Source organism: Teichococcus wenyumeiae (assembly GCF_003696345.1).
Classification (GTDB): Bacteria; Pseudomonadota; Alphaproteobacteria; order Acetobacterales; family Acetobacteraceae; genus Pseudoroseomonas; species Pseudoroseomonas wenyumeiae.
In genome coordinates this window covers 1-24,695 of sequence record NZ_RFLX01000010.1, presented here as the reverse complement: position 1 = coordinate 24,695, position 24,695 = coordinate 1, and the positions used below count along the sequence as shown (strand labels likewise).

Annotated in this window: 24 protein-coding genes; 12 read left to right on the top strand and 12 right to left on the bottom strand. The window is 67.9% G+C overall.

Annotated elements, in window-relative coordinates:
- The first annotated feature begins 68 nt into the window (after window positions 1–68).
- On the top strand, window positions 69–1,514 hold the full coding sequence (locus EBE87_RS14340) for an ATPase domain-containing protein (protein ID WP_120637809.1): 1,446 nt from the start codon (window positions 69–71) through the stop codon (window positions 1,512–1,514).
- Between the two features lie 30 nt (window positions 1,515–1,544).
- The gene (locus tag EBE87_RS14335; RefSeq protein ID WP_120637810.1) at window positions 1,545–1,910 is read left to right on the top strand and encodes a response regulator; all 366 of its coding nucleotides are present in this window, start codon (window positions 1,545–1,547) and stop codon (window positions 1,908–1,910) included.
- A gap of 120 nt (window positions 1,911–2,030) precedes the next feature.
- Here the strand turns inward: EBE87_RS14335 and EBE87_RS14330 are convergent, their stop codons facing one another.
- Both EBE87_RS14330 and hemA read right to left on the bottom strand, forming a co-directional pair.
- Window positions 2,031–2,249 (bottom strand): hypothetical protein, encoded by a 219-nt coding sequence (locus EBE87_RS14330; protein WP_120637811.1) that lies wholly within the window; start codon window positions 2,247–2,249, stop codon window positions 2,031–2,033.
- 139 nt (window positions 2,250–2,388) lie between these two features.
- The gene (hemA, locus tag EBE87_RS14325) at window positions 2,389–3,600 is read right to left on the bottom strand and encodes a 5-aminolevulinate synthase (protein WP_120637812.1); all 1,212 of its coding nucleotides are present in this window, start codon (window positions 3,598–3,600) and stop codon (window positions 2,389–2,391) included.
- A gap of 197 nt (window positions 3,601–3,797) precedes the next feature.
- Here hemA and EBE87_RS14320 point away from each other — a divergent pair, with 197 nt between their 5' ends.
- The 6 genes from EBE87_RS14320 to EBE87_RS14300 all read left to right on the top strand — a co-directional run bounded on the left by EBE87_RS14320 (window position 3,798) and on the right by EBE87_RS14300 (window position 8,823).
- Window positions 3,798–4,238 carry a MarR family winged helix-turn-helix transcriptional regulator gene (locus EBE87_RS14320; protein WP_233553150.1) on the top strand — a complete coding sequence of 147 codons (441 nt, stop codon included), beginning with the start codon at window positions 3,798–3,800 and terminating at the stop codon, window positions 4,236–4,238.
- A complete protein-coding gene (locus EBE87_RS14315; protein ID WP_120637814.1) occupies window positions 4,235–5,821 on the top strand; it encodes an MFS transporter in 1,587 nt (528 codons plus the stop codon). The genes EBE87_RS14320 and EBE87_RS14315 overlap by 4 nt, the downstream gene beginning before the upstream one ends.
- A 21-nt stretch (window positions 5,822–5,842) precedes the next feature.
- On the top strand, window positions 5,843–6,898 hold the full coding sequence (locus EBE87_RS14310; RefSeq protein WP_120637815.1) for an HlyD family secretion protein: 1,056 nt from the start codon (window positions 5,843–5,845) through the stop codon (window positions 6,896–6,898).
- A gap of 320 nt (window positions 6,899–7,218) precedes the next feature.
- Entirely contained in the window at window positions 7,219–7,368 is a 150-nt protein-coding gene (locus tag EBE87_RS29005) for a hypothetical protein (protein ID WP_158600852.1), read from the top strand.
- A gap of 106 nt (window positions 7,369–7,474) precedes the next feature.
- Entirely contained in the window at window positions 7,475–7,888 is a 414-nt protein-coding gene (locus tag EBE87_RS14305; protein ID WP_120637816.1) for a carboxymuconolactone decarboxylase family protein, read from the top strand.
- Window positions 7,885–8,823, top strand: coding sequence for an NAD(P)-dependent oxidoreductase (locus EBE87_RS14300; protein WP_120637817.1), 939 nt, complete (start codon window positions 7,885–7,887; stop codon window positions 8,821–8,823). The genes EBE87_RS14305 and EBE87_RS14300 overlap by 4 nt, the downstream gene beginning before the upstream one ends.
- Here EBE87_RS14300 and EBE87_RS14295 read toward each other — a convergent pair.
- From EBE87_RS14295 to EBE87_RS14255, 9 genes are all read right to left on the bottom strand, one after another.
- Entirely contained in the window at window positions 8,820–9,395 is a 576-nt protein-coding gene (locus tag EBE87_RS14295; RefSeq protein ID WP_122140047.1) for a hypothetical protein, read from the bottom strand. The genes EBE87_RS14300 and EBE87_RS14295 overlap by 4 nt on opposite strands.
- Complete coding sequence (locus tag EBE87_RS14290) at window positions 9,392–11,092, bottom strand: ATP-binding protein (protein WP_122140046.1); 1,701 nt, start codon at window positions 11,090–11,092, stop codon at window positions 9,392–9,394. Before EBE87_RS14290 ends, EBE87_RS14295 begins: the two co-directional genes overlap by 4 nt.
- Window positions 11,093–11,212: 120 nt before the next feature.
- Window positions 11,213–12,523: a xylose isomerase gene (gene xylA / locus EBE87_RS14285; RefSeq protein ID WP_120639839.1), complete on the bottom strand. Its 1,311-nt coding sequence runs from the start codon at window positions 12,521–12,523 to the stop codon at window positions 11,213–11,215.
- Window positions 12,520–14,004: a xylulokinase gene (gene xylB / locus EBE87_RS14280; protein ID WP_120639838.1), complete on the bottom strand. Its 1,485-nt coding sequence runs from the start codon at window positions 14,002–14,004 to the stop codon at window positions 12,520–12,522. The genes xylA and xylB overlap by 4 nt, the downstream gene beginning before the upstream one ends.
- Window positions 14,004–15,185 carry a Gfo/Idh/MocA family protein gene (locus EBE87_RS14275; protein ID WP_199707706.1) on the bottom strand — a complete coding sequence of 394 codons (1,182 nt, stop codon included), beginning with the start codon at window positions 15,183–15,185 and terminating at the stop codon, window positions 14,004–14,006. The genes xylB and EBE87_RS14275 overlap by 1 nt, the downstream gene beginning before the upstream one ends.
- A gap of 1 nt (window position 15,186) precedes the next feature.
- Window positions 15,187–16,248: a sugar phosphate isomerase/epimerase family protein gene (locus EBE87_RS14270; protein ID WP_456316291.1), complete on the bottom strand. Its 1,062-nt coding sequence runs from the start codon at window positions 16,246–16,248 to the stop codon at window positions 15,187–15,189.
- 28 nt (window positions 16,249–16,276) lie between these two features.
- Entirely contained in the window at window positions 16,277–17,098 is an 822-nt protein-coding gene (locus tag EBE87_RS14265; RefSeq protein WP_120639836.1) for a carbohydrate ABC transporter permease, read from the bottom strand.
- Window positions 17,098–18,036 carry a carbohydrate ABC transporter permease gene (locus EBE87_RS14260; RefSeq protein ID WP_120639835.1) on the bottom strand — a complete coding sequence of 313 codons (939 nt, stop codon included), beginning with the start codon at window positions 18,034–18,036 and terminating at the stop codon, window positions 17,098–17,100. The genes EBE87_RS14265 and EBE87_RS14260 overlap by 1 nt, the downstream gene beginning before the upstream one ends.
- Window positions 18,037–18,055: 19 nt before the next feature.
- Window positions 18,056–19,318: an ABC transporter substrate-binding protein gene (locus EBE87_RS14255; protein WP_120639834.1), complete on the bottom strand. Its 1,263-nt coding sequence runs from the start codon at window positions 19,316–19,318 to the stop codon at window positions 18,056–18,058.
- Between the two features lie 199 nt (window positions 19,319–19,517).
- Here EBE87_RS14255 and EBE87_RS14250 point away from each other — a divergent pair, with 199 nt between their 5' ends.
- From EBE87_RS14250 to EBE87_RS14235, 4 genes are all read left to right on the top strand, one after another.
- Window positions 19,518–20,768, top strand: a complete 1,251-nt coding sequence (locus tag EBE87_RS14250) for an ROK family transcriptional regulator (protein WP_120639833.1) — start codon at window positions 19,518–19,520, stop codon at window positions 20,766–20,768.
- On the top strand, window positions 20,744–21,841 hold the full coding sequence (locus EBE87_RS14245; RefSeq protein WP_120639832.1) for a Gfo/Idh/MocA family protein: 1,098 nt from the start codon (window positions 20,744–20,746) through the stop codon (window positions 21,839–21,841). Before EBE87_RS14250 ends, EBE87_RS14245 begins: the two co-directional genes overlap by 25 nt.
- An 18-nt stretch (window positions 21,842–21,859) precedes the next feature.
- On the top strand, window positions 21,860–22,504 hold the full coding sequence (locus EBE87_RS14240; protein ID WP_120639831.1) for a ThuA domain-containing protein: 645 nt from the start codon (window positions 21,860–21,862) through the stop codon (window positions 22,502–22,504).
- Between the two features lie 136 nt (window positions 22,505–22,640).
- On the top strand, window positions 22,641–23,618 hold the full coding sequence (locus tag EBE87_RS14235; RefSeq protein ID WP_120639830.1) for a Bug family tripartite tricarboxylate transporter substrate binding protein: 978 nt from the start codon (window positions 22,641–22,643) through the stop codon (window positions 23,616–23,618).
- 92 nt (window positions 23,619–23,710) lie between these two features.
- Here the strand turns inward: EBE87_RS14235 and EBE87_RS14230 are convergent.
- A protein-coding gene (locus tag EBE87_RS14230) for an IS5 family transposase (RefSeq protein ID WP_408887718.1) occupies window positions 23,711–24,479 on the bottom strand; the annotation gives its coding sequence in 2 pieces (ribosomal slippage) (window positions 23,711–24,176 and window positions 24,175–24,479; 771 coding nt in all).
- Window positions 24,480–24,695: the final 216 nt, after the last annotated feature.

Genomic DNA, 24,695 nt, shown 5'->3' with positions numbered 1-24,695 from the left:
GGAATGGGCGGATTCATTCTGGGCGGCAGTCGCCGCCTGTCTATCGTTTTGCTGGGGCTCGACGGATCTTGGAACATCTCGCAAGGCTGGAAAGTGGGATCCAGGGTCTCGACATGCTGCTGCAAGGCGGCTTGGTGGCCGGCTCATCCTATATTGTCCAGGGCCGCCCCGGCTCGGGCAAGACCATCTTCGCCAACCAGATCGCCTTCCACCATGCCCGGAAGGGCGGCCGCGTGCTCTTCGCGACGCTGCTGTCCGAATCGCATGAGAGGCTGTTCCAGTTCCTCTCCACCCTCAGTTTTTTCGACCGCGAGCGGATCGGCGACGAAATTCAGTTCGTCAGTGCCTTCGACACGCTGGAAGGCGAGGGGCTGGAAGAGGTGGTGAAGTTGCTGCGGCGTGAGATCACGCGCCAGAAGGCGACGGTTCTGGTGGTGGACGGCGTGCTGAACGCCCGCTCCCGCGCCGAACATGCCATCGACACCAAGAAATTCATTGCCGAGCTGCAGGGTCATGCCGCCTTCGCCGGCTGTACCGCGCTGTTCCTGACCAGTGCCCGGCTGGACGATTCCAGCCCGGAGCACACCATGGTCGATGGCGTGATCGAACTGGGCGAGGAACTGATCGGCAATCGTTCGATCCGGCGGCTGCACCTGCGCAAGACCCGCGGCAGCGGCGCCGTTTCTGGCCTGCATGAATTCCAGATCACTTCCCAGGGCATCGTCGTCTACCCGCGGCTGGAAGCGGTGCTAGGCAGCCGGCCCGGCTCCAATGACCCGGTCGAGGAGAAGATCCCGACCGGCGTGCCGGACCTGGACGCCATGATCGGCGGCGGGATGCAGCGCGTTTCCGCCACGCTGATGATCGGCGCTTCCGGCACGGGCAAGACCAGCCTGGGGCTGAGCTTCCTGTCCTGCTGCACGCCGGAAGAGCCCGGCCTGATCTTCGGCTTCTACGAGACGGAGGGGCGCCTGAAGTCCAAGGCCGATAACATTGGCCTGAACCTGCGGGGCCAGATACGGGACGGTGCGGTGCGGGTGATCTGGCAGCCGACCACCGAGCAGTTCATGGACGTGCTCGCCTACCGCCTGCTGGATGCCGTCCGCCAGGGCGGATATCGCCGTGTGCTGATCGACAGCCTGGGCGCCATCGCGCGCGCTTCCGCCGAGCCGGCACGGCGAATTGAGTTCTTCACGGCGCTGATCAACGAACTGCGCGCCATGGGCACGACCGTGATGGCGACGTGGGAGATCCGTGATGTCTTCGACAGCAATGCTCATACGCCGGCGATGGAGCTGTCCAGCCTCTTCGACAACATGCTGATGACGCGGTTCGTGGAGGTGCGTGCCGAGGTGCGGCGTGTCTTCACCATCCTCAAGATCAGGGACAGCGGCTTCGATGCCTCCCTTCGGGAGCTCCTGATCACGCAGAACGGTATTCGCCTGGCGAAGGCCTACGAAAACCTGCCGAACGCGGTCAGCACGGGCGGCTCCGCCGCCGGATCGGGGAATTGATCGCGGCAGCGTTTGGAGGCAGGCCGGCAGATGACGACGATCCTTGTGGTCGATGATGAGTTCCTGATTGCCGACGTGCTCGCCTTCGCGCTGGAGGACGAGGGGTACATGGTTGTCCGCGCCAGCAATGGGCGGAAGGGGCTGGATGTCTTCCAGCGCGACCGGCCGGCCCTGGTGATCACGGATTTCATGATGCCGGTGATGAACGGGCTGGAATTCGCGCGGGCGATCCGCGAGCGGGGGGATGGCGCCTCCCTTCCCATCATCCTGATGAGTGGCGCCCAGGCCGAGATCGCCCGCCAGAACGGTGACCTTTTCGCCGCCGTTTTCGACAAGCCCTTCCGGGTTGCGGAGATCGTGCAGGCTGTCGTGGGTCTGGTGGGCCCGCCTGAGTAGGACCACAGCAGGCGCAGCCGATTCAGGAACTTCGGCAGCCACGGCTTTCCGCGCGGTAGCCCAACGCCAGGGCCCTGTTCAGGCCCCTGCATGGCGCCGTGAAGCGCCATGCATGCCGCCTCAGGCGGCGGCCGGCTCTTCCAATGCCGGGACGGGGTGGTCCATCTCATTTTTCCACATCATGATCATGCTGGCCGCGCAGGTGAAGGCGGCGACCATGTGCCCCCAGTGCGCCACGGCCGAAAGCACCGCCACGGCAACACAGATCAGGGCACAGGTGTAGGGGTGGCGGCCGATTGCCAGCCCCAGCGGGCTGAGCAATTTTCCCAAGGCTTCCATCTTGATGACGCTCCTGCGCGAGGCCCGTTTCCATCTGGAAACATTCTGCCCGGCCTCGCCTTCGTGCCTGACGCGGGAGCGCCGCGACAAGCGCCGGCTTCATTCATGGCGCAGTTGTCACGAAGCCGAGAGGAAAGTGTCAGGCAGCATCCGCCCGCAGCAGGCCCACCTGGCGCAGCACATGTGCGACAGCCTGTGCCACGCGCTCGATGTCGGCATCCTCATGGCGCGGGGTGGGGGTGAAGCGCAGCCGCTCCGTGCCGCGCGGCACCGTGGGATAGTTGATGGGCGTGACGTAGAGGCCATGCTCCTCCAGCAGCAGGCGGCTGACCTCCCGGCAAAGGGCGGCGTCCCCCACGGGTACCGGCACGATATGACTGACGGAGGGCATGGGCTCCACGCCCACCTCCCGGAAGGCGGCCTTCAGCCGCGCGGCGCGTTCGGCATGGCGGGCCCGCAGCGCCGTGGCGCCCTTCACATGCCTCACGCTGGCCAGCGCCGCCGCTGCCAGTGCCGGCGGCAGCGAGGTGGTGAAGATGAAGCCGGCGGCGGCGGAGCGGAGATAGTCGATCACCTCGGCCCTGGCGGCGACATACCCGCCATGGCAGCCGAAGGCCTTGGCCAGGGTGCCCTGGATGATGTCGATCTGATCGGAAACGCCGTCCCGCTCGGCCACGCCGGCGCCGGTCGCGCCATACATGCCGACGGCATGCACCTCGTCCAGATAGCTCAGCGCGCCATGCCTGCGGCAGACCGCCGCCAGTTCCGCCAGGGGGCCGATATCGCCGTCCATGGAATAGACGGATTCGAAGGCCACCAGCTTGTTGACCGCCGGGTCGGCGGCAGCCAGCAGCTCTTCCAGATGCGCCACGTCGTTGTGGCGGAAGATGCTCTTGGCCCGGGCATTCTTCATGCCGGCGATCATGGAATTGTGGTTCTTCTCGTCCGAGAAGACCTGCCAGTTGCCGCCCATGCTGGCCAGGATGGTACCCAGCGCCGCCTGGTTGGCGACATAGCCGGAGGTGAAGACCAGCGCCGCTTCCTTGCCGTGCAGCAGCGCCAGTTCCCGCTCCAGCGCCTCATGCGCCGGGGTGTTGCCGGAAATGTTGCGCGTGCCGCCGGAACCCACGCCATGCGCCTCGATGGCCTGCCTCGCGGCTTCAGCCAGCACATCGGAGCCGCCGAGACCCAGATAGTCGTTGGAGGACCAGACCGTGATCTCCCGGCCGCCCGCATCGGTATAACGGGGAAAGCCACGGCGGGACTTGGTGAGGGCGGCGAAGCTGCGGTAGCGGCCTTCCGTCTTCATGCGGTCCAGCTCGTCGCGGCAATATTGCTGGAACGGGTGCAAGGCGGCCTCCGGCTTTACTCAGGAATCGCGGGTAGATAGGCACCCGCGCCGGCCCTGTCATCCCGCAACTGGCCCTGTGGCGCGGGCGGTGCAGGGCAGCCACACCCGCAGGGCAGGGCTGTTTCGCTTGCGATCAGCACTTCGGGCTTTTAGTTAGCATGCTAACATTTAGCTTGCTATAGGAACCGGCATTGGGTGTGCGTGAAGCCTTCGGGGCCGAGTTGCGGCGCGTCTTCTTCCGCTGGCGCAGCTGCTTCGATGCGGAGCTGCGTGCCTCCGGCCAGACCCTGGCCCGCGCGCGGGTGCTGGCGCTGCTGGCACAGGAGGAGGATGGGCTGCTGCAGCGGGAGCTGGCTTTGCAGCTCTCGATCGAGAACCCGACCCTGGTGCGCCTGCTGGACGGACTGGAGCGCCAGGGGCTTGTCGCCCGTGTGCCTGAGGCCGGGGACCGCCGGGCCAACCGCGTTGCGCTGACCAGCCAGGCCTCTCCGGTGGCGGCCGAGGTCACCGGCATCTCCGGCCGGTTGCGCGACCGCGTGCTGCAGGGGGTGGACGAGGCGGACCTGGCCACCGCGCTGCGGGTCCTGCGCTCCATCAGCGCCAATCTGGACGCCGTGGCGGGCGAGGGCGGACGATGAGCGGCACCGCACCGCCGGCACCGCCACCCGCTGGCTTCCTGCGCACCTTCGGGTATTTCCTGGCCTCAATGCTCTTCGGGCTGACCTCGGGGCTCAGCAATAATCTGGTGGCGGTCAATACCCAGGCGGCGCAGGCCCAGTTCGCCGCCACCACCAATGAGGCGCTGTGGCTGATGGCGGCCTATAGCGCCACCAGCGCCACGGCCACGCTGCTGCTGTGGAAGTTCCGCACGCAGTATGGCATCCGCATCTTCGCCAAGCTCGGGCTCGGCTTCTTCGTGCTGGTGTCGCTGGCGCATATCTTCACCAACGACCTCAATCAGGCGGTGGTGCTGCGGGCGGTCGCCGGCTTCGCCACAGCCCCGCTGGGCACCCTGGCCTTCCTCTATATCCTGGAGCCGCTGCCGCCGGCCAAGCGTCTCACGGTTGGTGTCTGCTTCGGCCTGATGGGCAGCCAGGTGGCCACGCCGCTGGCGCGCGCCATCTCACCGGAGCTGCTGCAACTGGGGCTCTGGCACGGCCTCAATGTGCTTGAGATGGGGCTGGCGCTGTTGAGCTTCGCGGTGGTGCACCTGGTGCCCATCACGCCGCCGCCCCACGCCAAGGTCTTTGACCGCATGGATATCATCAGCCTGCCGCTGCTGATGCTGGGCTGCGGGCTGCTCTCGGTGGCGCTGACCCTGGGCCGCTACTACTGGTGGACAGAGGCACCGTGGCTGGGGCTGACGCTGGCCGGTGGCATCGCGGCCCTGACCCTGCTGCTGGTGGTCGAGCTGAACCGTGCGCAGCCGCTGCTGCACATGCGTTTCCTGTCCTCCGGCGCCATGATCGGCTTCGGCGGCTCCATGCTGATCCTGCGCTTCATCCTGGCGGAGCAGACCACCGGCGTGGTCAGCTTCTTCCAGAACCTCGGCTTCATGAACGACCAGCTTTCCGGGCTGTTCTGGGTGATCACGGCGGCGACGGTCGCGGGCTATCTTCTGGTTGCCCTCATGAATGAGCCGCAGAGGGCCGAGGGCATTCACCTGGTCGCGCTGGCGCTGATCGCGGTGGGTGCCTGGATGGACAGCCAGTCCACCAGCCTGACACGGCCGCATGACCTGTATCTGTCGCAGGCCATGGTAGCCTTCGGCGGTGCCATCTTCCTGCCGGCCGCGATGTCCTGGAGCTTCGCGCATCTGGTGCGGACTGGGCTGAACTTCATCTCCAGCTATCTCGCGATCTTCCTGGCCTCGCAGACCTTTGGGGGTCTGCTGGGCTCAGCCGGCCTCGGCACATTGCTGATCTACCGGGAGAAATTCCATTCCAGCCATGTGGTGGAGGCCATGACGCTGCAGAACCCGATGGTGGCGCAACGCGTGCAGCAATACAGCGGCGCCCATGCCGGCACCCTGGGCGACCCGGCACTCCGTGCCGCTGAAGGCACGGTCATGCTCGGGCAGGTGGCCAGCCGTGAATCCTACGTGCTGGCCTACAATGATGTCTTTCTGGCCGTTGCGGTGGCCGCCGCCGCCGCCGCCGTGATGCTGCTCTGCCACATGGCCTACAAGCGGCTGCGCAGCCGCCAGACACTGGCCGCCTGACCCGGCCGACACAGGACCACCATGCCTCTTCCTTCCTTCCTCAAATCAGGCGCCACCATTCCGGTGCTGGCGCTCGGCGCCGCCGGCGTGCTGCTGGTGCTCTATGCTTGGCGCCTGCCGCCCTTCACCACCACGGAGCAGGTGACGGACAATGCCTATGTGCGCGGCCTCGTCACCACCATCAGCCCGCAGGTTTCCGGCTACATCACCGAGATCCCCGTGCAGGACTACATGGATGTCAAGGCCGGCGCGCTGCTGGTGAAGATCGATGAGCGCATCTACCGGCAGCGGCTGGAACAGGCGCGCGCATCGCTGGCCTCCGCCCGCGCCAATCTGGCGAGCCTGGCGGTGACGCGGGAGACGCGGGAAGCCAGCATCGCCGTCGCCCGCGCGCAGGTGCAGAATGCGGAGGCCGTGCTCACCAAGGCGGATGCGGATTACGATCGCATCTCGCCACTGGTGGCCTCCAATATCCAGTCCCGCGCCACGCTGGTCACCACCGAGGCGGCGCTGCACCAGGCACAGGCGGCGCTGGCGCAGGCGCGTGCCTCCGTCACGGTGGCGGAGCAGAACCTGGCCGAGACGCTGGCGACCCGCCCGGCACTGGAAGCCGCCGTGCACAGTGCCGAGGCGGCGGTGCGGATGGCCGAAATCGACCTGCAGAACACCGAGATCCACGCGCCAGAGGATGGGCGGTTGGGCGAGGTCGGCGCGCGTGTCGGCCAGTATGTCCAGGCTGGCACACAGTTGACGACGCTGGTGCCGCCGCACCGCTGGGTCGTGGCCAATTACAAGGAAACGCAGGTGGCGGGCATGAAGGTCGGCCAGCCCGTGCGCTTCGCCGTGGATGCCTTGAACGGCGCCGAACTGACCGGGCGCATCGAGCGCTTCTCACCCGCCACGGGTTCGGAGTTCAGCGTCATCCGCGCCGACAATGCCACCGGAAACTTCACGAAGGTGGCGCAGCGCCTGCCGGTGCGGATCGCGGTGGATAACAATCAGCCCCTGGCGGAGAAGCTGCGCCCCGGCCTTTCCGTGGTGGTGCGGATCGACACGGCGGCCGAACCGGTTCACTGACGCCGGGCTGCCGGCAGGTCTATCCTGCAGGCTTGGCACGGATGGGCACAGCGGCCAGGCACTTGGCCGCTCCGCCGCCGACGCACCCGCGCCGATGACTGACATCGCCTGGCAAGGGTCCGCCTGGCCGCGCCACTGGTGGCAGATGCAGCATCACAGCTCCTCATATGCCCTGTCGCGCGCTTGTCATCGTCAATCGAACTTCCCTGCGGCCGCCGCCTCATTCACAGTCGTGCGGGCGCTGATGGATTCCGAAGAAGAATCGGCAGGGCATGTACCTGGGATGGGCGCCGCACGGTGCCCGGGCGGGGAGGAACATCATGGCACGGGCATCCACACTCGGCCGCCTGGATAAACCGCTGGAGCAGGAGGGTGTCCTGGCAGGTGTGCCAGCCTTTTGCGCCATGGCCGATACGCCTGGCCTGCTCACGAACTTCGATCCCGACATCTTCGTCCCGCAGCCTTCGTGACCCGCCGCGTCGTCACCGCATCCGCCACGGCTTCGACATGCAGGCAGCGGCAAGGCCGTCACAGACGCGGTCAACGAGATCCTCAAACCAGAACACGGGAAACAGAATGTCCGACGATCAAGCACTTTTCGACAAGGGTTTGCCGATCCGCCGGGAAGTACTCGGCGCCGATTACGTCGATGCCTCCATGGCCAAGGCCGATGACTTCATGATGGCCTTCCAGCGCGCCACCACGGCCTGGGCCTGGGGTTGGGCCTGGGGCGACCCGACGCTGGACCGGCAAACGCGCTCCATGCTGAACCTGGCGATGCTGACCGCGCTTGGCCGCACCCCGGAGATCAAGCTGCATGTGAAAGGCGCGCTGCACAACGGCCTGACGGTGGAGCAGATCAAGGCCGTTCTGCTGCATGCCACCGCCTACTGCGGCATTCCCGCCGGGCTGGATGCCTTCAAGGCGGCGCATGAAGTGCTGGTGGCGGAGGGCGCCTTGCCGAAGAAGCCGGATGGGGCAGCGGAATGAGCACCGCCAACCCCATCCGCCGCATCGGTTTCATCGGCATCGGCAATATGGGCTGGCCCATGGCGGCGCGCCTGCATGCGGCGGGCTTCGAACTGGCCATCTGCGATGCGGTGCCTGACCGTGCGGCGCGCTTCGCCAGCGAGGTCGGCGGCACCGCTGCCGCAAATGGCGCGGAGGCCGCGCGGGGCGCCGATGCCGTGATCACCATCCTGCCCACCAGCAAGCAGGTGGCGGAAGTGGTGGCAGGTATCCGCGAGGCCCTGGCGCCCGGTGCGCTGCTGATCGAGATGAGCTCCGGCGCCCCCGGCGTGACCCGCCATCTGGCCGAGGAACTGGCGGGGCAGGGTGTCACGCTGGTCGATGCCCCGGTTTCCGGCGGCGTGCCGCGTGCCAGGACAGGAGAACTGGCGATCATGGCCGGTGGCGAGGCAGCGGCGCTGGACCGGGCCGAGCCGGTGCTGCGGGCCATGAGCACCAGCATCCACCGCTGCGGCGGCGTCGGCGCCGGGCAGGCCATGAAGGCGCTGAACAATCTGGTCAGCGCCGGCGGCTTCCTGATCGGCATCGAGGCCTTGCTGATCGGCCAGCGCTTCGGCCTCGACCCGGCGCTGATGGTGGATGTGCTGAATGCCTCCACCGGCATGAACAACAGCACGCAGAAGAAGTTCAAGCAGTTCGTGCTGTCCCGCCGCTTCGATTCCGGCTTCGGCCTGGACCTGATGATCAAGGACCTGACCATCGCGCTGGAGGTGGGGCGTGAAGGCGGCACGCCGACGCCTTTCTCCGCGCTCTGCCGGGAAATGGCGGCCAGCGCCGGCGCCGTGCTGGGCCCGGGCGAGGACCACACGGCCTTCGCCCGCTTCTCGGAGCAACTGGCGGGGGAGGCTCTGGGGACGCAGAACCGCGCTTCAGGCGTTCCGGCCGGCGGCCGTTAGGACGCCTTGTCCGGCGCGGCCTCGTCGCCGCCCGGCTTGGCAGCGGCGCCCTGCGCCAGCCGCGCGACGCAGCCATACCAGTCGCGGCCGGAAACGCCGGCATCCGGCACGCTGAGGGCGGGGGCGGAGACACCGGAACCACTCGCCTTCACGGTGCCGCCGCCCAGCAGGTCGCGGATGCGTGCTTCCCCTGTCTGGTTGAGCGGCATGGAGGCCGAGGCCACGCGGCCACGGCTGGTGCGCCCCGGGATCTGCCAGTTGCCGCCATCGCCGCGGAATTCGATGCGCAGCGGCCGGTTGACGGGCAAGCCACGGCTTGGCGCGGTGAGCGAGAGGTTGGCCTGCTGGCCCGGCCCGGCGGTCACGGCCAGTGTCATCTCCCGGTGCGCGACCCGGGCGTTGCAGCGGTCTCCGAGCACGCTGAAGGACCAGGCGCCCTCCACCTCGCTCGGCACCGGCGGCGCGGGCCGCGCGGGGGCGCGCGAGACCACGCGCGGCGGCGGCGGCGGCGCGGACTGGCAGGCGGCGAGGCCGAGCGCGAGCAGCAGCAGGGGTGAGGCGATCCGGATCATGGTGTGCTTTCCCCTACCAGGAAGTGCCGCCACGGGCTTGCCGTGTAGCGTTGGGCGGTGCGAGAGACGGTCAGGATGCGCCAGGCATACTGGCCAGGGCGGCTGAGGCGCACGGTCTGCTGCTCGGCCGCCTCGGCATAGGCGGCGAAGACGGCGCGGCGGTTGGTATTGCCGCCGAGCGGCACGACCTCGACGAAGCAGCAGCCCGGCTGCGCCTCCGCCGTCGTGCGCCAGGACAGCACCACGCCCCGCTGCGCCGCCGCCAGCGGCAGCGTGGCGCCATTCGCGGGCTCGGCGAGTTCGGCGGCTTCGGGGCCTGGCGCCTCAGCCTCTTCGGGGGCGGGCGAGGGACTGCCGGTGCTGGTATCGGTGGCGGAAAGCTCCACCTCGATGGCACCGGGGCGCGGCAAGGCGCCCTCCACGGTGCCGAGCCTGGGCACCGCCTGGCTGAGGCGCTCACCGGCCAGTTCCTGCACCCGCAGCGCCGCCGCGCGGTCTTCCCGGAAGAAATAGCTGAGGCTGGAAGCCGTGACGGGGCGGGACAGCGGGAAAGGCGCACCGGCGGAAAGCCCGGCCTGCTCCAGTTCCGCGCTCAACGCCGCCGCGCGCTCGGTCGCGCCCGCCGCGCCGCGCGGATAGGTGATGACCACCCGCACCATGGCGCCCGAGGGCAGGTTTTCGGTGGCCCCGGCCGGTGCCTCCGAGGGGGGCTGTGCGGGCGCGGCCTCCTGCGCCGGTGCCGCAGGGTTCTCGGCTGCGTTTGGCGGTGCCATGGCGGCCACCGTTGGCGCCGCTGACGTGGCAGGAGAGGCGGGGGCTGTCTCCGCCGGGTTGCGCGCCTTCTGCGTCGCCACCCAGGCGAGGCCGCCGCCAGCCAGCAGCACGGCGGCCACCAGGACGGCGCGGCCCTTCGCCGCCGGCTTCGGGGCGGGGGCGGGCGGCAGGGGGACCGGGAGCGTCGTGCGGGGCGTTGCCACGGGCTCCGCCACGGGCGGCGGGGCGGGAGGCGCTTCCTCGCTGCGCGGCGCCTCCGGCGCGGCGGTGGGCGCGGGTTCCGGCGCGGGGCTTTCCTCGAAGGGCGCCATGTCGTCGCGCAGCGCGGCGGCCTCGCGGACATGATCGGGCGTCACTTGCGGCGAGGCCACCATGTCGGCCATCAGGAAGCTGGTGCCCAGCAACAGGTTCAGCAGGCTTGGCAGGTTGCCGGAGGCCTCGGACAGTGCGGCCACGGAACCCTCGGCGAGGCGCGAGCTGTCGAGGCCTGTGGCGGCGAGCCGCGCGGCGACATAGGCCGGCACATCCTCCGCCCGCAGCGGCCCAAGCTGCACGACGCGATGCGGCAGGGAGCCCAGCCGCTCCACCAAGGATGGTAGCCCTACCAGCAGCGTGAAGCTGTCCTGGCGCCGCACCAGCTGCTCCAGCGTGGCATCGTCCATCCGGCTGGCTTCATCCACCAGCAGCCGGGGCGGTGCGGTCTGCAGATCCACCCATTCGCCGCTCTCCAGCCGCAGCACATGGGGGTCGAGGGCGCGGAGACTCTCCTCGATCTCGCGCAGCAGCCGGCTCTTGCCGACACCGGGTGGGCCGATGAGCAGAAGCAGGGGCTCGCCGGCCTTGAAGGCGTCGAGGATGGCGCGCTGCGCCTCCGTCCAGGCGTGATGCGGCACCGCGGCCGCATTGCCGGCGAATTGGGACATGGAGATGGACCCAGCTACCATCCCGCCCTATGTGGCCGAAGGTTGCGTCCGCTGCAATGGCCAGGGCCTGGATTACTGCTGCCGCCACCGGCCGGACAGGCTTCGCGAGGCCGGAACTCCTCAGATGAAACGGGCGGCGAGGTTCTCCAGCGCCTCCTGGCGGCCGCTGCGCGGCTTCGGCCCGGCGCCGGCGGCCTCGGCATGCGCCGCCAGGGCATCGAGGTCCATGCGCCCGGCCAGGATGTCCTGGCCGAAGGGCTGGCGCCAGCCGGCGTAGCGTTCCGCCCGCGCGCGGTCCAGGGCGCCGTCCTGCACCATTCGCTCCGCGATCAGCAGGGCACGGGCGGTGGTGTCCAGGCCGCCGATATGGGCATGCAGCAGATCCTCTGGCTCTATGCTCTGGCGGCGGATCTTGGCGTCGAAATTCATGCCGCCCTGGCCCAGCCCACCGGCACGCACCACCTCCAGCATGGCCAGCGAGAGGTCCTGGGCATTGTTGGGGAACTGGTCGGTGTCCCAGCCGTTCTGCGGGTCCCCGCGGTTCATGTCGAGCGAGCCCAGGATGCCCAGCGCCGCCGCCGTGGCGATCTCATGCTCGAAGGAATGCCCGGCCAGGGTTGCATGGTTGGCCTCGATATTGACCTTCACCTCGCCCAGCAGCCCATGGCGCGAGAGGAAGCCATAGACGGTGGCGACATCACGGTCGTACTGGTGCTTGGTGGGCTCCATCGGCTTGGGCTCCACCAGGATGGTGCCGGTGAAGCCGATGCGGTGCTTGTGCTCGACCACCAGGTTCAGGAAGCGGCCGAGCTGCGCATCCTCCTGCCGCAGGTCGGTGTTCAGCAGCGTGTCATAGCCCTCGCGCCCGCCCCAGAGCACATAGTTGGCGCCACCGAGCCGGTGCGTCGCTTCCAGCACATGCTTCACCTGCGCGGCGGCGAAGGCGAAGACCTCCGGGTCCGGGTTGGTCGCGGCGCCCGCCATGTAGCGCGGATGGCTGAACAGATTGGCCGTGCCCCAAAGAAGCCCGATGCCGGTGCGCTGCATCTGCGCCTCCACCACATCCAGCACGCGGTCCAGCCGCGCATGGCTTTCCCGCAGCGTCTCGCCCTCCGGCGCCACGTCGCGGTCATGGAAGCAGAAGAAGGGCAGGCCGAGGCGTTCCAGGAAGGCGAAGGCGGCCTCGGCCTTGGTGACCGCCGCCTGCATCGGGTCGCCCGAGAACCAGGGGCGCTCATGCGTCGGCGCGCCGAAAGGGTCGAGGCCATTGCCCACGAAGGAATGCCAATAGGCGACCGCGGGGCGCAGCCATTCCTCCATCCGCCGGCCGAGGACCATGCGCCCGGCATCGTAGAAGCGCAGGGCGAAGGGATCGGTGGCCTCGGGGCCGCCGTAACGGACGACGGGGAGGTTGTCGAAGAAGCTGCTCATGCGAGGGGTTCCGGATCGACCGTCTCGGCGAAGAGGGTCTGGAGCGTGGGATAAAGCCGGCGATAGGCCGCCCGGCGCGGTGCCAGGGCGGCAGCGAGGCCGGCTTCGGGTTCGTATTGCACCGCGACCGGCGGCTTGGTGCAGACCTCGGCAATGCTGCCGTCGCCAGCGGCGATGCGGGCCAGCCGGGCGGCGCCCAGCGCCGGCCCCGCTTCCCCGCCGATGACAGAGCGGATCGGCCGCGCCGTGGCGGCGGAGAGGATGCGCAGCCAGGCGGTGCTACGGGCCCCGCCGCCGATGGCCGTCAAGGCCTCGATGCGGCCGCCCAGTGCTTCCAGTGCCTCCAGCCCATCGGCCAGTGCGAAGGCCACGCCCTCCAGCACCGCGCGGGCGAGGTCGGCCCGCTCGTCGGTGCCGGACAGGCCGAAGAAGACACCGGCTGCCCGAGGGTCGTTATGCGGCGTGCGCTCGCCAGAGAGATAAGGCAGGAAGGCCAGCCGGCCCGGCTTCGCGAGCCCTGCCTGCTCCACCTCCGCCAGAAGCGCGGCCTCGCTCCCGGCCCCGGTCACGCGGGTGACCCAGCTCAAGGCCGCCGCGGCGGAGAGGATGACCGACATGCGGTGCCAGGTTCCCGGCAGGCAATGGCAGAAGGCATGCACCGTCCGCGCCGGGTCCGGCAGGAAGCCGGGATCGCTGACAAAGACGACGCCGGAGGTGCCGAGGGAGAGAAAGGCATCACCCGGCGAGACGCAGCCGATCCCCACGGCCCCGGCGGCATTGTCGCCCGCGCCGCCGGCCAGCGGGATGCCGGCGGGCAGGCCAAGCAGCGCCGCCATCTCCGCCCGCAGCCGGCCAGCCGGGGCGGTGCCCTCGACCAGTGCCGGCATCTGCGCCTCCGACAGTCCCGTGGCCTCCAGCATGGCGCCCGACCAGCGGCGCGCCGCCACATCCAGCCAGAGGGTGCCGGAGGCATCCGACATCTCCGACACCGCTTCCCCGGTCAGGCGCAGGCGCAGCCAGTCCTTGGGCAGCAGCACGCGGCGGGTGCGGGCGAAGATCTCCGGTTCATGCCGCCGTACCCAGAGCAGCTTGGGGGCGGTGAAGCCCGGCATGGCCAGATTGCCGGTGATGCCGCGCGAGGCAGGCTGGGCCTGCTCCAGCGCCGCGCATTCGGCCCCGCTGCGCCCGTCGTTCCAGAGGATGGCGGGGCGCAGCACCTGGTCCGAGGCATCCAGCAGCACCGCCCCGTGCATCTGGCCGGCGAGGCCCAGGGCCCGTACCCCCGAAAGATCCCGCGAGGCGCGCAGCGAGGCGAGGGCGGCCTGCGTCGCCCGCAACCAGTCCTCCGGGTCCTGCTCGCTCCAGAGCGGGCGCGGGCTGGAAAGGGCCAGCGGCGCAGTGGCCTGGGCCAGCACCTCGCCCGCCGGGCCGGTCAGCACCGCCTTGACGCCGGAGGTGCCGAGATCGATGCCGAGATGCATCAGTGCCCGATCTCGGTCCAGGCCGCATTGTTGCGGCCGGACTCCACGGCGGCGGCGATGAAGCGCATGCCGCGCAACCCGGCCTCAAGCCCCGGCACCAGCAGGCAGGCGGGGTCCGGCTGCCGGCTTTCCATGCGGGCGGTGATCTGCTCGGCGAGGTCGCGGTAGATCTGCGCAAAAGCTTCCAGATAGCCCTCCGGATGCCCGGCCGGGATGCGGCTGGCATGGGCGGCGGCGAGCGAGGCACCCGCGCCGGCGCGGCTGATTATGCGCGGCGGCTCGCCGAACGGCGTGTGCAGCAGCAGGTTCGGCTGCTCCTGCGCCCATTCCAGCCCGCCCTTCTCGCCATAGACGCGCAGGCGCAGCGCATTCTCGTTGCCGGGCGCGACCTGGGAGGACCAGAGCATGCCCCGCGCACCGCCGCCGAAGCGCAGCAGCATCTGCGCGTTGTCGTCCAGCGGCCGGCCCGGCACGAAGGCGGTCAGCTCCGCCGCCAGGCTCTCGCAGCGCAGCCCCGTGACGAATTCCGCCAGGTTGAAGGCATGCGTGCCGATGTCGCCCACGCTGCCGGCGGCGCCGGAGCGCGCGGGGTCGGTGCGCCAGGCGGCCTGCTTCTGGCCGCTCTCCTCCAGCCGCGTTGTCAGCCAATCCTGCGGATATTCCACCTGCACCACCCGCAGCGTGCCCAGCTCGCCAGCGGCGACCATCTCGCGTGCCTGCCGCACCATCGGATGGCCGGTATAGTTATGGGTCAGGCCAAAGACGATGCCGGCGCGCCGCACCACCTCCACCAGTTCCAGTGCATCCTCCAGCCTGTGCGTCAGCGGCTTGTCGCAGATCACATGGATGCCGCGCTCCGCGAAGGCGCGCACGGGCGCCGCGTGCATGTGGTTGGGCGTGACCACGGCCACCACATCGATGCCGTCCTCGCGTGCCGCCTCGCGTTCGGCCATCTCGGCGAAGCTGCCATAGGCGCGGTCCGGCGCGATATGCAGTTCCGCCGCGCTGGCACGCGCGCGTTCCGCATCAGAGGAGAGGGCGCCGGCCACCAGCTCATACCGGTCGTCGAGCCGCGCCGCGATGCGATGGACGGCGCCGATGAAGGCGCCCTGGCCACCGCCCACCATGCCAAGGCGCAGCCGCCGCCGCGCCGCGCCGCCGGTCGCTGCCTCGATGGTCATCTCAGGCGATCCCCAGCAGCTTGCGGTTGGTAGCCTGATCGACACCGCTGGCGGCGAAGTCATCGAAGGCGCGGGAGGCGACGCGGATGATATGGTCGGCGATGAAGGGCGCGCCCTCGGCGGCGCCTTGCTCGCTGTCCTTGATGCAGCATTCCCATTCCAGCACGGCCCAGCCGTCAAAACCGTATTGCGACAGCTTGGAGAAGATGGCGCCGAAATCGACCTGCCCGTCGCCCAGGGAGCGGAAGCGCCCCGCGCGCTGCGCCCAGGGCTGGAAGCCGGAATAAACCCCCTGACGGCCAGTGGGATTGAACTCCGCGTCCTTCACATGGAACATGCGGATGCGCTGGTGATAGATGTCGATGAAATCGAGATAGTCCAGTTGCTGCAGCAGGAAGTGGCTGGGATCGTAGAGGATGTTGCAGCGCGGATGGTTGCCAGTGCGTTCGAGGAATATCTCGAAGGTGACGCCATCGTGCAGGTCTTCGCCCGGATGGATCTCGTAGCAGAGATCGACACCCGCCTCATCGAAAGCATCCAGAATGGGCTGCCAGCGGCGCGCCAGCTCGTCAAAGGCGGTTTCCACCAGCCCCGCCGGCCGCTGCGGCCAGGGATAGACGAAAGGCCAGGCGAGGCCGCCCGAGAAGGTAACATGCGCTGTCAGGCCGAGGTTCCTGGAAGCCCTGGCCGCCAGCATCATCTGCCGCACCGCCCATTCCTGCCGCGCCGCCGGGTTGTTGCGCACCTCCGGCACCGCGAAGCCGTCGAAGGCCAGGTCGTAGGCCGGATGCACCGCCACCAACTGGCCTTGGAGGTGCGTGGAGAGTTCCGTGAGCGCCACGCCGGCACTGGCCAGGATGCCCTTCACCTCATCGCAATAGGTCTTGCTTTCGGCAGCGCGCTCGAGGTCGAAGAGCCGCGCGTCCCAACTGGGGATCTGCACGCCCTTGTAGCCATGGCCGGCGGCCCAGCTGGCAATCTCCGGCAGGTTGTTATGCGGCGCCGTATCGGCCGCGAACTGGGCAAGGAATATCGCCGGCCCCTTGATGGTGCGCATCGACATGCGTCACGTTCCTTCCGTTTCTCTGTGTTCAGCCCTTCACGGCGCCGCTGGTGAGGCCAGCGACAATCTGCTTCTGCGCCACCAGGAAGAAGATGATGGCGGGCACGAGAGTCAGGGTGATGAAGGCCAGGATACCCGGCCAGTCCGTGGAATATTCGCCGGAATAATCCATGATGGTCAGCGTCCACGGATAAGTGCCGGGCGAGTTCAGCAAGGTCAGCGGCAGCAGGTAGCTGTTCCAGCTATGCACCAGGGCGAAGACCGAAACCGTGGCCAGGATGGGACGGGAGAGCGGCAGCACCACATACCACAGGAAGCGGCCATAGCTGCATCCGTCGATCACCGCCGCATCCCAGAGCGCTTCCGGCAACTGCTTGAAGAAGCCCCAGAGCAGCAGGATGGCCATGCCCAGCCCGAAGGCCGCCTGCGGCAGAATGACGCCCCAGGGCGTATCCAGCAGCCCCAGGTTCCGCACGCGGATGAAGAGCGGCAGGATGGCCGTGGCGGCCGGGAACAGCAGGCCCATCAGGAAGTAGGAGAAGATCATCCGCTTGCCGAAGAAGTGGATCTGCGCAAAGGCGAAGGCCGCCATGGTGCCGACCACCAGCGTCAGAAACACGGTACCGAAGGACAGCAGCACCGAATTGCCGAGCGAGAGCCAGAGCCTGCGGCCCGTCAGCGCCGAAAGGTAGTTCTCCCAGTGCCACTGGACCGGCAGGCCAAAAGGATTGGCCTCCAGCTCACCCATGGTCTTGAAGCCGCCGAGTGCCACCGTCACCAGCGGCACCAGCACGATGCCGGCCACCAGCACCAGGACCAGCAGGCGCGAATAGGAGGACATGCTGCGCATCAGCCGGCATCCCGCATGACGAAGCGACGGTAGAGAAGCGTGAAGGTCACGCAGATCAGGAAGATCACCACGCCCATGGCGCTACCGAAGCCGATGTTCATCCGCGTGATGCCGAAGGTGTACTGGAAGGTGACGAAGGTATGGGTGGCATTGGAGGGGCCACCGCCCGTCAACGGCATCACCACATCGAAGAGCTGCAGCGCGCCCACTACCGAGAAGAAGATGGAGATGCGGATGGCCGGCCAGAGCATCGGCAGGATGACGTAGCGCAGGGACTGCCAGCGGCTGGCGCCGTCGATCTCCGCGGCCTCGCGCATCTCGCGCGGGATATCCTGCAGGCCGGCGATGTAGATCATCATGTGGAAGCCGAAATACTTCCAGACCACCACCGTCAGCACGGCATAGATGGCGAGGTCCGGATCGGCCAGGATGAAGGGCGCCTCGATGCCGATCTTGCGGGCCGCGGCGGCCATGAGGCCGACATTGCCGTCGAAGACGAAGCGCCAGATCAACCCGGCCGCGACTTCACCCAGCACGTAGGGAAGGAAGAAGATGGTGCGGAAGATCATGCTGCTGCGGGAATTGCGTGCTACCATCAGGGCCAGTGCCAGCCCCAGCGGCAATTGCACCAGCAGCGAGACCGCGACCACCAGCGCCGTGTTCCAGGCAGCCGAGGCGAAGACGCTGTTGTTGAACAGCGTCAGGTAGTTGCGCCAGCCCACCCAGTCGGTCGGGATGCCATAGCCGTTCCAGCGATAGAAGCTGTACCACGCGGCCTCGACTACCGGCAGCACCACAAAGACCGTGAAGAGGATGGTGGCCGGTGCCAGGAAGCCGCCCGCCGCCAGATTGCGGCCCAGGGCGAGCCGCCGCTTGTCGGAGCGCCGGGTCGGGCTTCCGACAGGGATGGCGATGTTGATGGCCCCGGTGCCGCTCATCCCGCTCGCCTCCCGGTCTCTATTGCTCAAGTTCCCAGGCTTCCTGGATCTGCTGCCCCACCTGCTTCGGCGTGGTGCGGCCGGTCGCCAGATCCGCGGAGGTGTCGTTCACCACGCGCCCGACCGATGGGCCAAGCATCTGGTCATAGAAGTTCTGCACGTAGTGGGCCTGCTGCAGATTCGTGGCGACCTGGCGGAAGAACGCGTTCTGCAACTGCTCCGCCGTACCCTTGGCCGCCGGGATGGTGAAGCCGCGCTGCGCCGCCTCGCGTTGGACCTCGGTGCCGGTGTAGAAGCGCAGGAAATCGGCGGCCTCGGGCGGCGAGCCGCGCGTCACCAGAAAACCGTTGATGCCGCCGACAACATCGCTGGGGTCTCCCTTGCCGCCGGATACCTGGGGGAAGGGGACAAAGCCGAGATCCTCATCCGGCACGCCCTGCTGGTTGCTGCTCTGCGACTTCTGGATGTTGTAGAACCAGTTGCCCATCAGGTGCAGCGCGGCCTTGCCGTCGCCGAACTGGCCTGCGGCCTTGGGGGCCGTGTCCGCCAGGAAGCCACGCTGGAAGGGGTTGAGGTCCACCAACTGCTTGAACATCTCGCTGGCACGCTGGAAGACCGGGCCGTCGAAGCCCGGCCCGCTGCGGTTCATCGCGGCCTCGAAGGCTTCCTTGCCGCCGACCCGCAGCGCCAGGCCGGACCAGAACATGTTCAGCGGCCATTTGTCCGAGCCGCCTGCCGTGAAAGGCTGGATATTGGCGGCCTGCAGCTTCTTCACCGCGCCCAGCATGCCGTCCCAGGTCGCCAGTTCCGATACCTCAACGCCTGCCTGCTTCAGCAGGCGACGATTATACCAGAGCACTACCTGCGTCAGATGCGTGGGCGCGCCATAGATCTTGCCCTTGTAGCTCATCGCCTCCAGGGCGGCGGGATTCAGCTCGTTGGCCCAGGCGCCCTGCACCCTGCTGGTGATATCCTCCAGCAGCCCGGCCCGCGCCTGCGCAAAGAGCACGCCGCCGCCCCAGGTATAGATGAGGTGCGGCCGGTCGTTGGACTGCAGCATGGTGGTGAGCTTCGCCTTGTAAGGCTCGCCCGACATCACCAGGACCTCGATGCGGGTCCCGGGATGACCTTCCTCGTAACGGCGTGCGACCTCCTTCTGCCAGGCTGTCATGGCGGGCGAGGTTTCCGAGATGAACCAGCGGACGGTGGTGTCCGCCCAGGCCGCGGCCGTGCTGCACGCAAGCAGTGTCAGCACAGCGCCCACGCGAAAGACTGCGCGCATCGCTCCTCCCTGCGTCGTCTGGGACGCTTTTTTTTCGGTTCTCGGAGAAAGGATGCGAAGGCCCTACGGCAGCCGTCAAGCAAAAAGGGCGTTCGATGAGGAAAGGGACGGCATTAAATTCTGCGCCCAAACTTAATCGCTTGACCTGCCGGCGCTTGTGGCCAGAATTCCAGGCGTTGATGGAGAACAGACGCCAGCGATGAAGACGGCCGATCCGGAGCTGATGCGGGCCATCAACCGCTACCATGTGATCGATGCCATCCGTCGTGATGGCCCCATCGCACGTGTCGAGATTGTTGAGCGCACTGAGCTGAGCCCCGCGACCGTCTCCGCCATCACCGGCGCCCTGATCGAGGAAGGGCTGGTGGATGTGCTGCGCGTGGCGGCGGGGGAGAATGGTGCCCGTGGCCGGCCCCGTGTGCTGCTTGGCCTGAATGGGGCGGCATTTCATGTCGTCGGCGTGAAGCTTTCGGCGCAGCGCATCAGCATCACCATCACGGATGCACGGGGGGAGGCGCTGGCCTCGCTGGTGCTGCCGGTGCAGTTGGCGCGGCAATCCACGGAGGTCATTGCCGACCTCATTGAGGATGGCGTGCGCGGCTGCGTGCAGGATGCCAGGCTGTCCATGAGCCAGATCTCCGGCATTGGCATCGGCCTGCCCGGTGTCATCGATGGCGTCAGCGGCATCTCGCACTGGAGCCCGGTCCTGGGCCCGCGCGCGGAGCCCTTCGGGCAGGCGGTGGAGCGGCGCCTCGGCATTCGCACGCTGATCGAGAATGACGCGAATCTGGTGGCCTTGGCTGAGCACTGGTTCGGCTATGGCCGCGGGCTGGATAGCTTTGCCGTGGTGACGGTGGAAAACACGATTGGCATGGGCCTGATCGTGGACGGCCGGCTTTATCGCGGCGCCCATGGTGTTGGCCCTGAACTGGGGCATGTGAAGATGGAGGCCGGTGGCGCGCCCTGCCGCTGCGGCCAAACGGGCTGCCTCGAAGCCTATGCCTCGGATTGGGGCGTCCTGCAGATGGCGGAACAACTGGGCCTGGCGGATGGTGCGATGGGCGACCCAGGGCGGCGCATGGCGCAACTGGTGCGGCAGGCCCAGCAGGGCGACGCGGCCCTGGCGCAGCTCTTTGAGCGTGCCGGTGGGATGCTCGGGCTCGCCATCGCCAATATCGCCAATCTCCTGAACCCGCCAAGGATCATCCTGACGGGCGAGGGGCTGCGCGCCGGCGACTTGCTGCGGCGGCCGTTGCTGGCGGCTGTCGAGGCCAATGTGCTGCCGACGCTGCGCGAGGCGATGCAGATCACCTTTCACCCTTGGGGCGACGAAATGTGGGCCCGGGGTGCAGCCGTCATCGTGCTGCGTCGAATCTATGAAGCGCCGTGGAATGAAGCGCTCAAGAACCGTCCGGAGGAAGATGTATGGATGCGGTCAAGGTCGGGCTGATCGGCTGCGGGAATATCAGCGCGGCTTACCTGCGCGCTGCGGCCTTTTTCCCGGAGCTGCAGATCACCTGCTGCGCGGACCTGAATGAAAGCCAGGCACGTGCGCGCGCGGAGGAGTTCGGTCTCCGCGCCGTTCCTATCGACGCGCTGCTGTCGGACCCTGAGATCGAGGTGGTGCTGAACCTCACCACGCCGCAGGCGCATGTGCCGGTGGGGCTGGATGCCATTGCCCATGGCAAGCATGTGCATGGCGAGAAGCCGCTGGCCACCAGCACGGCCGAGGGCCGCAAGCTGATCGAGGCGGCGGCAAAGGCCGGGCTGCGCGTCGGCTCGGCGCCCGATACCTTCCTGGGCGGCGCGCATCAGACAGCGCGAAAGCTGATCGACGACGGCGCCATCGGCAAGCCGCTCTCCGGCACCGCCTTCATGATGAACCATGGCCACGAACACTGGCATCCCGACCCGCGCTTCTATTATGCCCGTGGCGGTGGCCCGATGCTCGACATGGGCCCGTATTATCTGACCAACCTGGTGAATCTGCTCGGGCCGGTGGCGAAGGTGATGGGCTCGGCAAACGCCGGCTTCACCGGGCGGACCGTCGGCAGCGGGCCGCGCAGTGGCGAGACCATCACGGTCGAAACCGCCACCCATGTCACCGGCCTGCTGCATTTCGTCAGCGGGGCCGTCATCGCCGTGACCACCAGCTTCGATGTCTGGCAGCACCGGCACGGTAATATGGAAATTTACGGCAGCCAGGGCTCACTCGTGGTGCCGGACCCGAACCGCTTCGGCGGCACCGTCTCGATCGCGCGGCAGCGGGAGGCCTGGGCGGATGTGCCGCTGTCGCACGGCATCGCGGATGGCAATTTCCGCATCATCGGGCTGGCCGATATGGCAAGGGCGATCCGCGCCGGGCGTCCGCACCGGTGCAGCGGCGAGTTGGCCTTCCACGTCCTGGAAGTCATGGAGGCCTTCCAGCGCTCCAGCGACGAGGAACGCACCGTCACGATCGAAAGCCGTTGCGAACGGCCGGCGCCGCTGCCCGCCCGCCCTGTGCTGGGCGACCTCGGCTGAAGCGACAAGGAGGAAACCATGAAGCAGGCTCTGATCGTCTGGGGTGGCTGGACCGGCCATCAACCGCAGGAATGTGCCGAGGTCGTCGGGCGGATGCTGCGGGAGGAAGGCTTCGAAGTGGTCACGGAAAAGACCACGGAGGCCTTCGCAGATCCCAACCTCCATGAATTCGACCTGATCGTCCCGATCGTCACGATGTCGACGATCGAGAAGGAGGAGATTGAGGGGCTCTACAAGGCCGTGCAGGACGGCGTGGGCTTCGCGGGGTTCCATGGCGGCATGGGCGACAGCTTCCGCAACGAGGTGAAGTACCAGTTCATGGTGGGCGGCCAGTGGGTGGCGCATCCAGGCAACATCATCGACTACGTGGTCAATGTGACGAAACCTGATGACGGGGTCATGGAAGGAATCCGCGATTTCCCGTACCGGTCCGAGCAGTACTACATGCATGTGGACCCGAACAACGAAGTCCTGGCAACCACGACCTTCCGCGGGGATCACTGCGCCTGGATCGACGGGCATGTCATCCCGGTTGTCTGGAAGCGGCGGCACGGCAGTGGGCGGGTCTTCTACAGCTCCCTCGGCCACCATGCTGTCGAGTTCGAGGTGCCTGAAATGGCGACCATAGTCCGGCGCGGCATGCTCTGGGCCGCGCGGGGCTGAGGGTGCGCACTGCGGCGTGACGCTGCGCCCATTGCGGAAGCGGCTGTTACATTGGCGGAAATGCCGCTACTCCGTGCTTTGAAGCCGTGCCAGGCACCTGGCCGGCTTCCAATCGGAAGCACAGGAGGAGGCTGACATGAGAACCCTGACGCGCCGCGCGGCGCTGGCTGCCGCTGGCCTGTCTCTCGCCGCACCCGCCACCCTGCGGGCGCAGCGTGCCTGGCCGGATGGCCCCATCCGCATCGTTGTGCCCTTTCCGCCCGGAGGCAGCGCCGATCTGCTCTGCCGCCTGCTGCAGAACCCGCTGACCCAATCCCTTGGCGTGCCGATCGTGATCGAGAATCGGCCGGGCGCGGGCGGCGCCATGGGCACCGCCACTGTGGCCCGCGCGGCGCCGGATGGGCAGAGCTTCGTGGTGGTTTTCGACACCCATGTGGTGAACCCGCTGCTGATCAAGCCGCTGGGCTATGAGGAGAAGGACCTCAGGCCGGTCTGCCTGCTTGCCACGGCGCCCATGCTGGCGGCGACGCCGGTGAAGCGCCCCTGGACCAGGATGGAAGAGGTCATCGCTCAGGCGAAGAAGCAGCCGGACACCATCACCTACGGCACCATCGGCGTTGGCAGCCTGGCGCACCTGACCATGGAACGCTTGCAGGACGCGGCGGGCTGCAAGATGGTGCATGTGCCCTATCGTGGCGGCGGCCCGATGAGCGCGGCGGCTTCGGCCGGCGAGATCGACTTGGCCGTTGCCAGCGTGGTGGGGCTGGGCGGCCAGGTCGGCAGCACCCTGCGGGCCCTGGCCCAAACCGGTGAGACGCGCTCTCCCCTTCGCCCTAATATCCCGACGCTGATAGAAAGCGGCGTGCCCGGCGTGGCGGCCAAGGCCTTCTGGGGCATCCTTGGGCCGGCGGGCGTGCCGGAGCCGGTGATGCAGCGCATGGAGGCGGCCCTGCAGCAGGCCCTGCAACAGCCGGCGGTGCGCAAGCCGCTGGAGGATCAGGGTGTCGATGTCGTCGGCTCCACCGGAAAGGCCTTCGCGGCGTTTCTGGAGGAGCAGGAGGCGATCTCCAGCCGTGTGGTGCAGGAGAAGAAGATCTCCATGAGTTCGGACTGAGGTAGCAGCCCGGCTCCGCGCCTGTTGCGGAGCCGGCCTTGTGACGGCGGCACTGAGGCGACGAACCCCAAGCGGCAGCGGGCAGTAAGAGCCTATCCCGGTAGGGCATGACGCCATGTGATGATGCCGCAGGCAAGGTGAAGCAGGGCGAGGTCGTTGGCAGGCTTCCTGGTCCAGCGGATCAGGATGGAGCGGAAGCGGTTCAGCCAAGAGTGCGTGCGTTCAACGACCCAGCGCCTTGCCTTGGCTCTGGCGTGCCGCCTGGCCCTGACCTCCTCGCCACGTGTGCGCAGGTGCAGGGTGAAGCCGAACTCGGCTGCCAGTGCGCGCGGCTCGTCATAGTCGAAGCCTTTGTCGAGGCAGAGGTGCTGGGGTTGGCGGCGCGTCGGCTTGGGCCGCTTAACAGGGATGGCCTGCAGGGTCTGGCGCATCAGCTTGTGGTCGTTGCGGTTCGCCCCCTCGACCACTGCACCCAGAGGGACGCCGCGTCCGTCGGTCAGCACCGAGCGCTTGACCCCGCGCTTGCCGCGGTCCGTTGGATTGGAGCCGGTTTTTTCCCCCGCCCAGCGGCGCCTTGCCCATGGCGCCGTCGAGTGCGAGCCAACTCCAGTCGATGCCTCGCAGGCCGTCATAGGCCAGCAATCCCTTGCGCCAGAACGCCTCGAACACTCCGGCCTTTGCCCATTCCTGAAAGCGCCGGTGCGCTGAGGAGGACGAGCAGAGCTTGGTCTCCCGCAGCGCATTCCACTGACAGCCGGTGCGCAGCACAAAGAAGATGGCGTCCATCGCCGCCCGGTCCGGCACACGTGGGTTGTGGCAGCCCAGCGGGTGTTTAGGCCGCGGTGGCAGCAACGGCTCCATCTCAGCCCAGAGCGCATCCGGCAGGCGCCAGCCGTCATCTCGAATGCGCCGCTTCGTCGCCCGAATAGATCTCCTCATCATGAACGATGAGCTAGGAAGCCTCGCAGCCAGCGTCTAGTGGGATAGGTTCTAATTCTACAGTTGAGTTTTCATGCGAGCGAGACGCTGGCTGCGGCGCCAGTAGCATGTTCTGGCGATCGCCTGATGTAGGCGTCG

Excerpts from the sequence above, each read along its gene's own strand:
- xylB (WP_120639838.1), bottom strand. The coding sequence starts at position 14,004 with ATGCATCTCGGCATCGATCTCGGCACCTCCGGCGTCAAGGCGGTGCTG.
- EBE87_RS14265 (WP_120639836.1), bottom strand. The coding sequence starts at position 17,098 with ATGCGCAGCATGTCCTCCTATTCGCGCCTGCTGGTCCTGGTGCTGGTG.
- EBE87_RS14305 (WP_120637816.1), top strand. The coding sequence starts at position 7,475 with ATGTCCGACGATCAAGCACTTTTCGACAAGGGTTTGCCGATCCGCCGG.
- EBE87_RS14290 (WP_122140046.1), bottom strand. The coding sequence starts at position 11,092 with ATGTCCCAATTCGCCGGCAATGCGGCCGCGGTGCCGCATCACGCCTGG.
- EBE87_RS14240 (WP_120639831.1), top strand. The coding sequence starts at position 21,860 with ATGAAGCAGGCTCTGATCGTCTGGGGTGGCTGGACCGGCCATCAACCG.
- EBE87_RS14255 (WP_120639834.1), bottom strand. The coding sequence starts at position 19,318 with ATGCGCGCAGTCTTTCGCGTGGGCGCTGTGCTGACACTGCTTGCGTGC.
- EBE87_RS14330 (WP_120637811.1), bottom strand. The coding sequence starts at position 2,249 with ATGGAAGCCTTGGGAAAATTGCTCAGCCCGCTGGGGCTGGCAATCGGC.
- xylA (WP_120639839.1), bottom strand. The coding sequence starts at position 12,523 with ATGAGCAGCTTCTTCGACAACCTCCCCGTCGTCCGTTACGGCGGCCCC.
- EBE87_RS14335 (WP_120637810.1), top strand. The coding sequence starts at position 1,545 with ATGACGACGATCCTTGTGGTCGATGATGAGTTCCTGATTGCCGACGTG.
- EBE87_RS29005 (WP_158600852.1), top strand. The coding sequence starts at position 7,219 with ATGGCACGGGCATCCACACTCGGCCGCCTGGATAAACCGCTGGAGCAG.
- EBE87_RS14245 (WP_120639832.1), top strand. The coding sequence starts at position 20,744 with ATGGATGCGGTCAAGGTCGGGCTGATCGGCTGCGGGAATATCAGCGCG.
- EBE87_RS14250 (WP_120639833.1), top strand. The coding sequence starts at position 19,518 with ATGAAGACGGCCGATCCGGAGCTGATGCGGGCCATCAACCGCTACCAT.
- EBE87_RS14295 (WP_122140047.1), bottom strand. The coding sequence starts at position 9,395 with ATGATCCGGATCGCCTCACCCCTGCTGCTGCTCGCGCTCGGCCTCGCC.
- EBE87_RS14300 (WP_120637817.1), top strand. The coding sequence starts at position 7,885 with ATGAGCACCGCCAACCCCATCCGCCGCATCGGTTTCATCGGCATCGGC.
- EBE87_RS14235 (WP_120639830.1), top strand. The coding sequence starts at position 22,641 with ATGAGAACCCTGACGCGCCGCGCGGCGCTGGCTGCCGCTGGCCTGTCT.
- EBE87_RS14315 (WP_120637814.1), top strand. The coding sequence starts at position 4,235 with ATGAGCGGCACCGCACCGCCGGCACCGCCACCCGCTGGCTTCCTGCGC.
- EBE87_RS14270 (WP_456316291.1), bottom strand. The coding sequence starts at position 16,248 with ATGTCGATGCGCACCATCAAGGGGCCGGCGATATTCCTTGCCCAGTTC.
- EBE87_RS14275 (WP_199707706.1), bottom strand. The coding sequence starts at position 15,185 with ATGACCATCGAGGCAGCGACCGGCGGCGCGGCGCGGCGGCGGCTGCGC.
- EBE87_RS14310 (WP_120637815.1), top strand. The coding sequence starts at position 5,843 with ATGCCTCTTCCTTCCTTCCTCAAATCAGGCGCCACCATTCCGGTGCTG.
- EBE87_RS14260 (WP_120639835.1), bottom strand. The coding sequence starts at position 18,036 with ATGAGCGGCACCGGGGCCATCAACATCGCCATCCCTGTCGGAAGCCCG.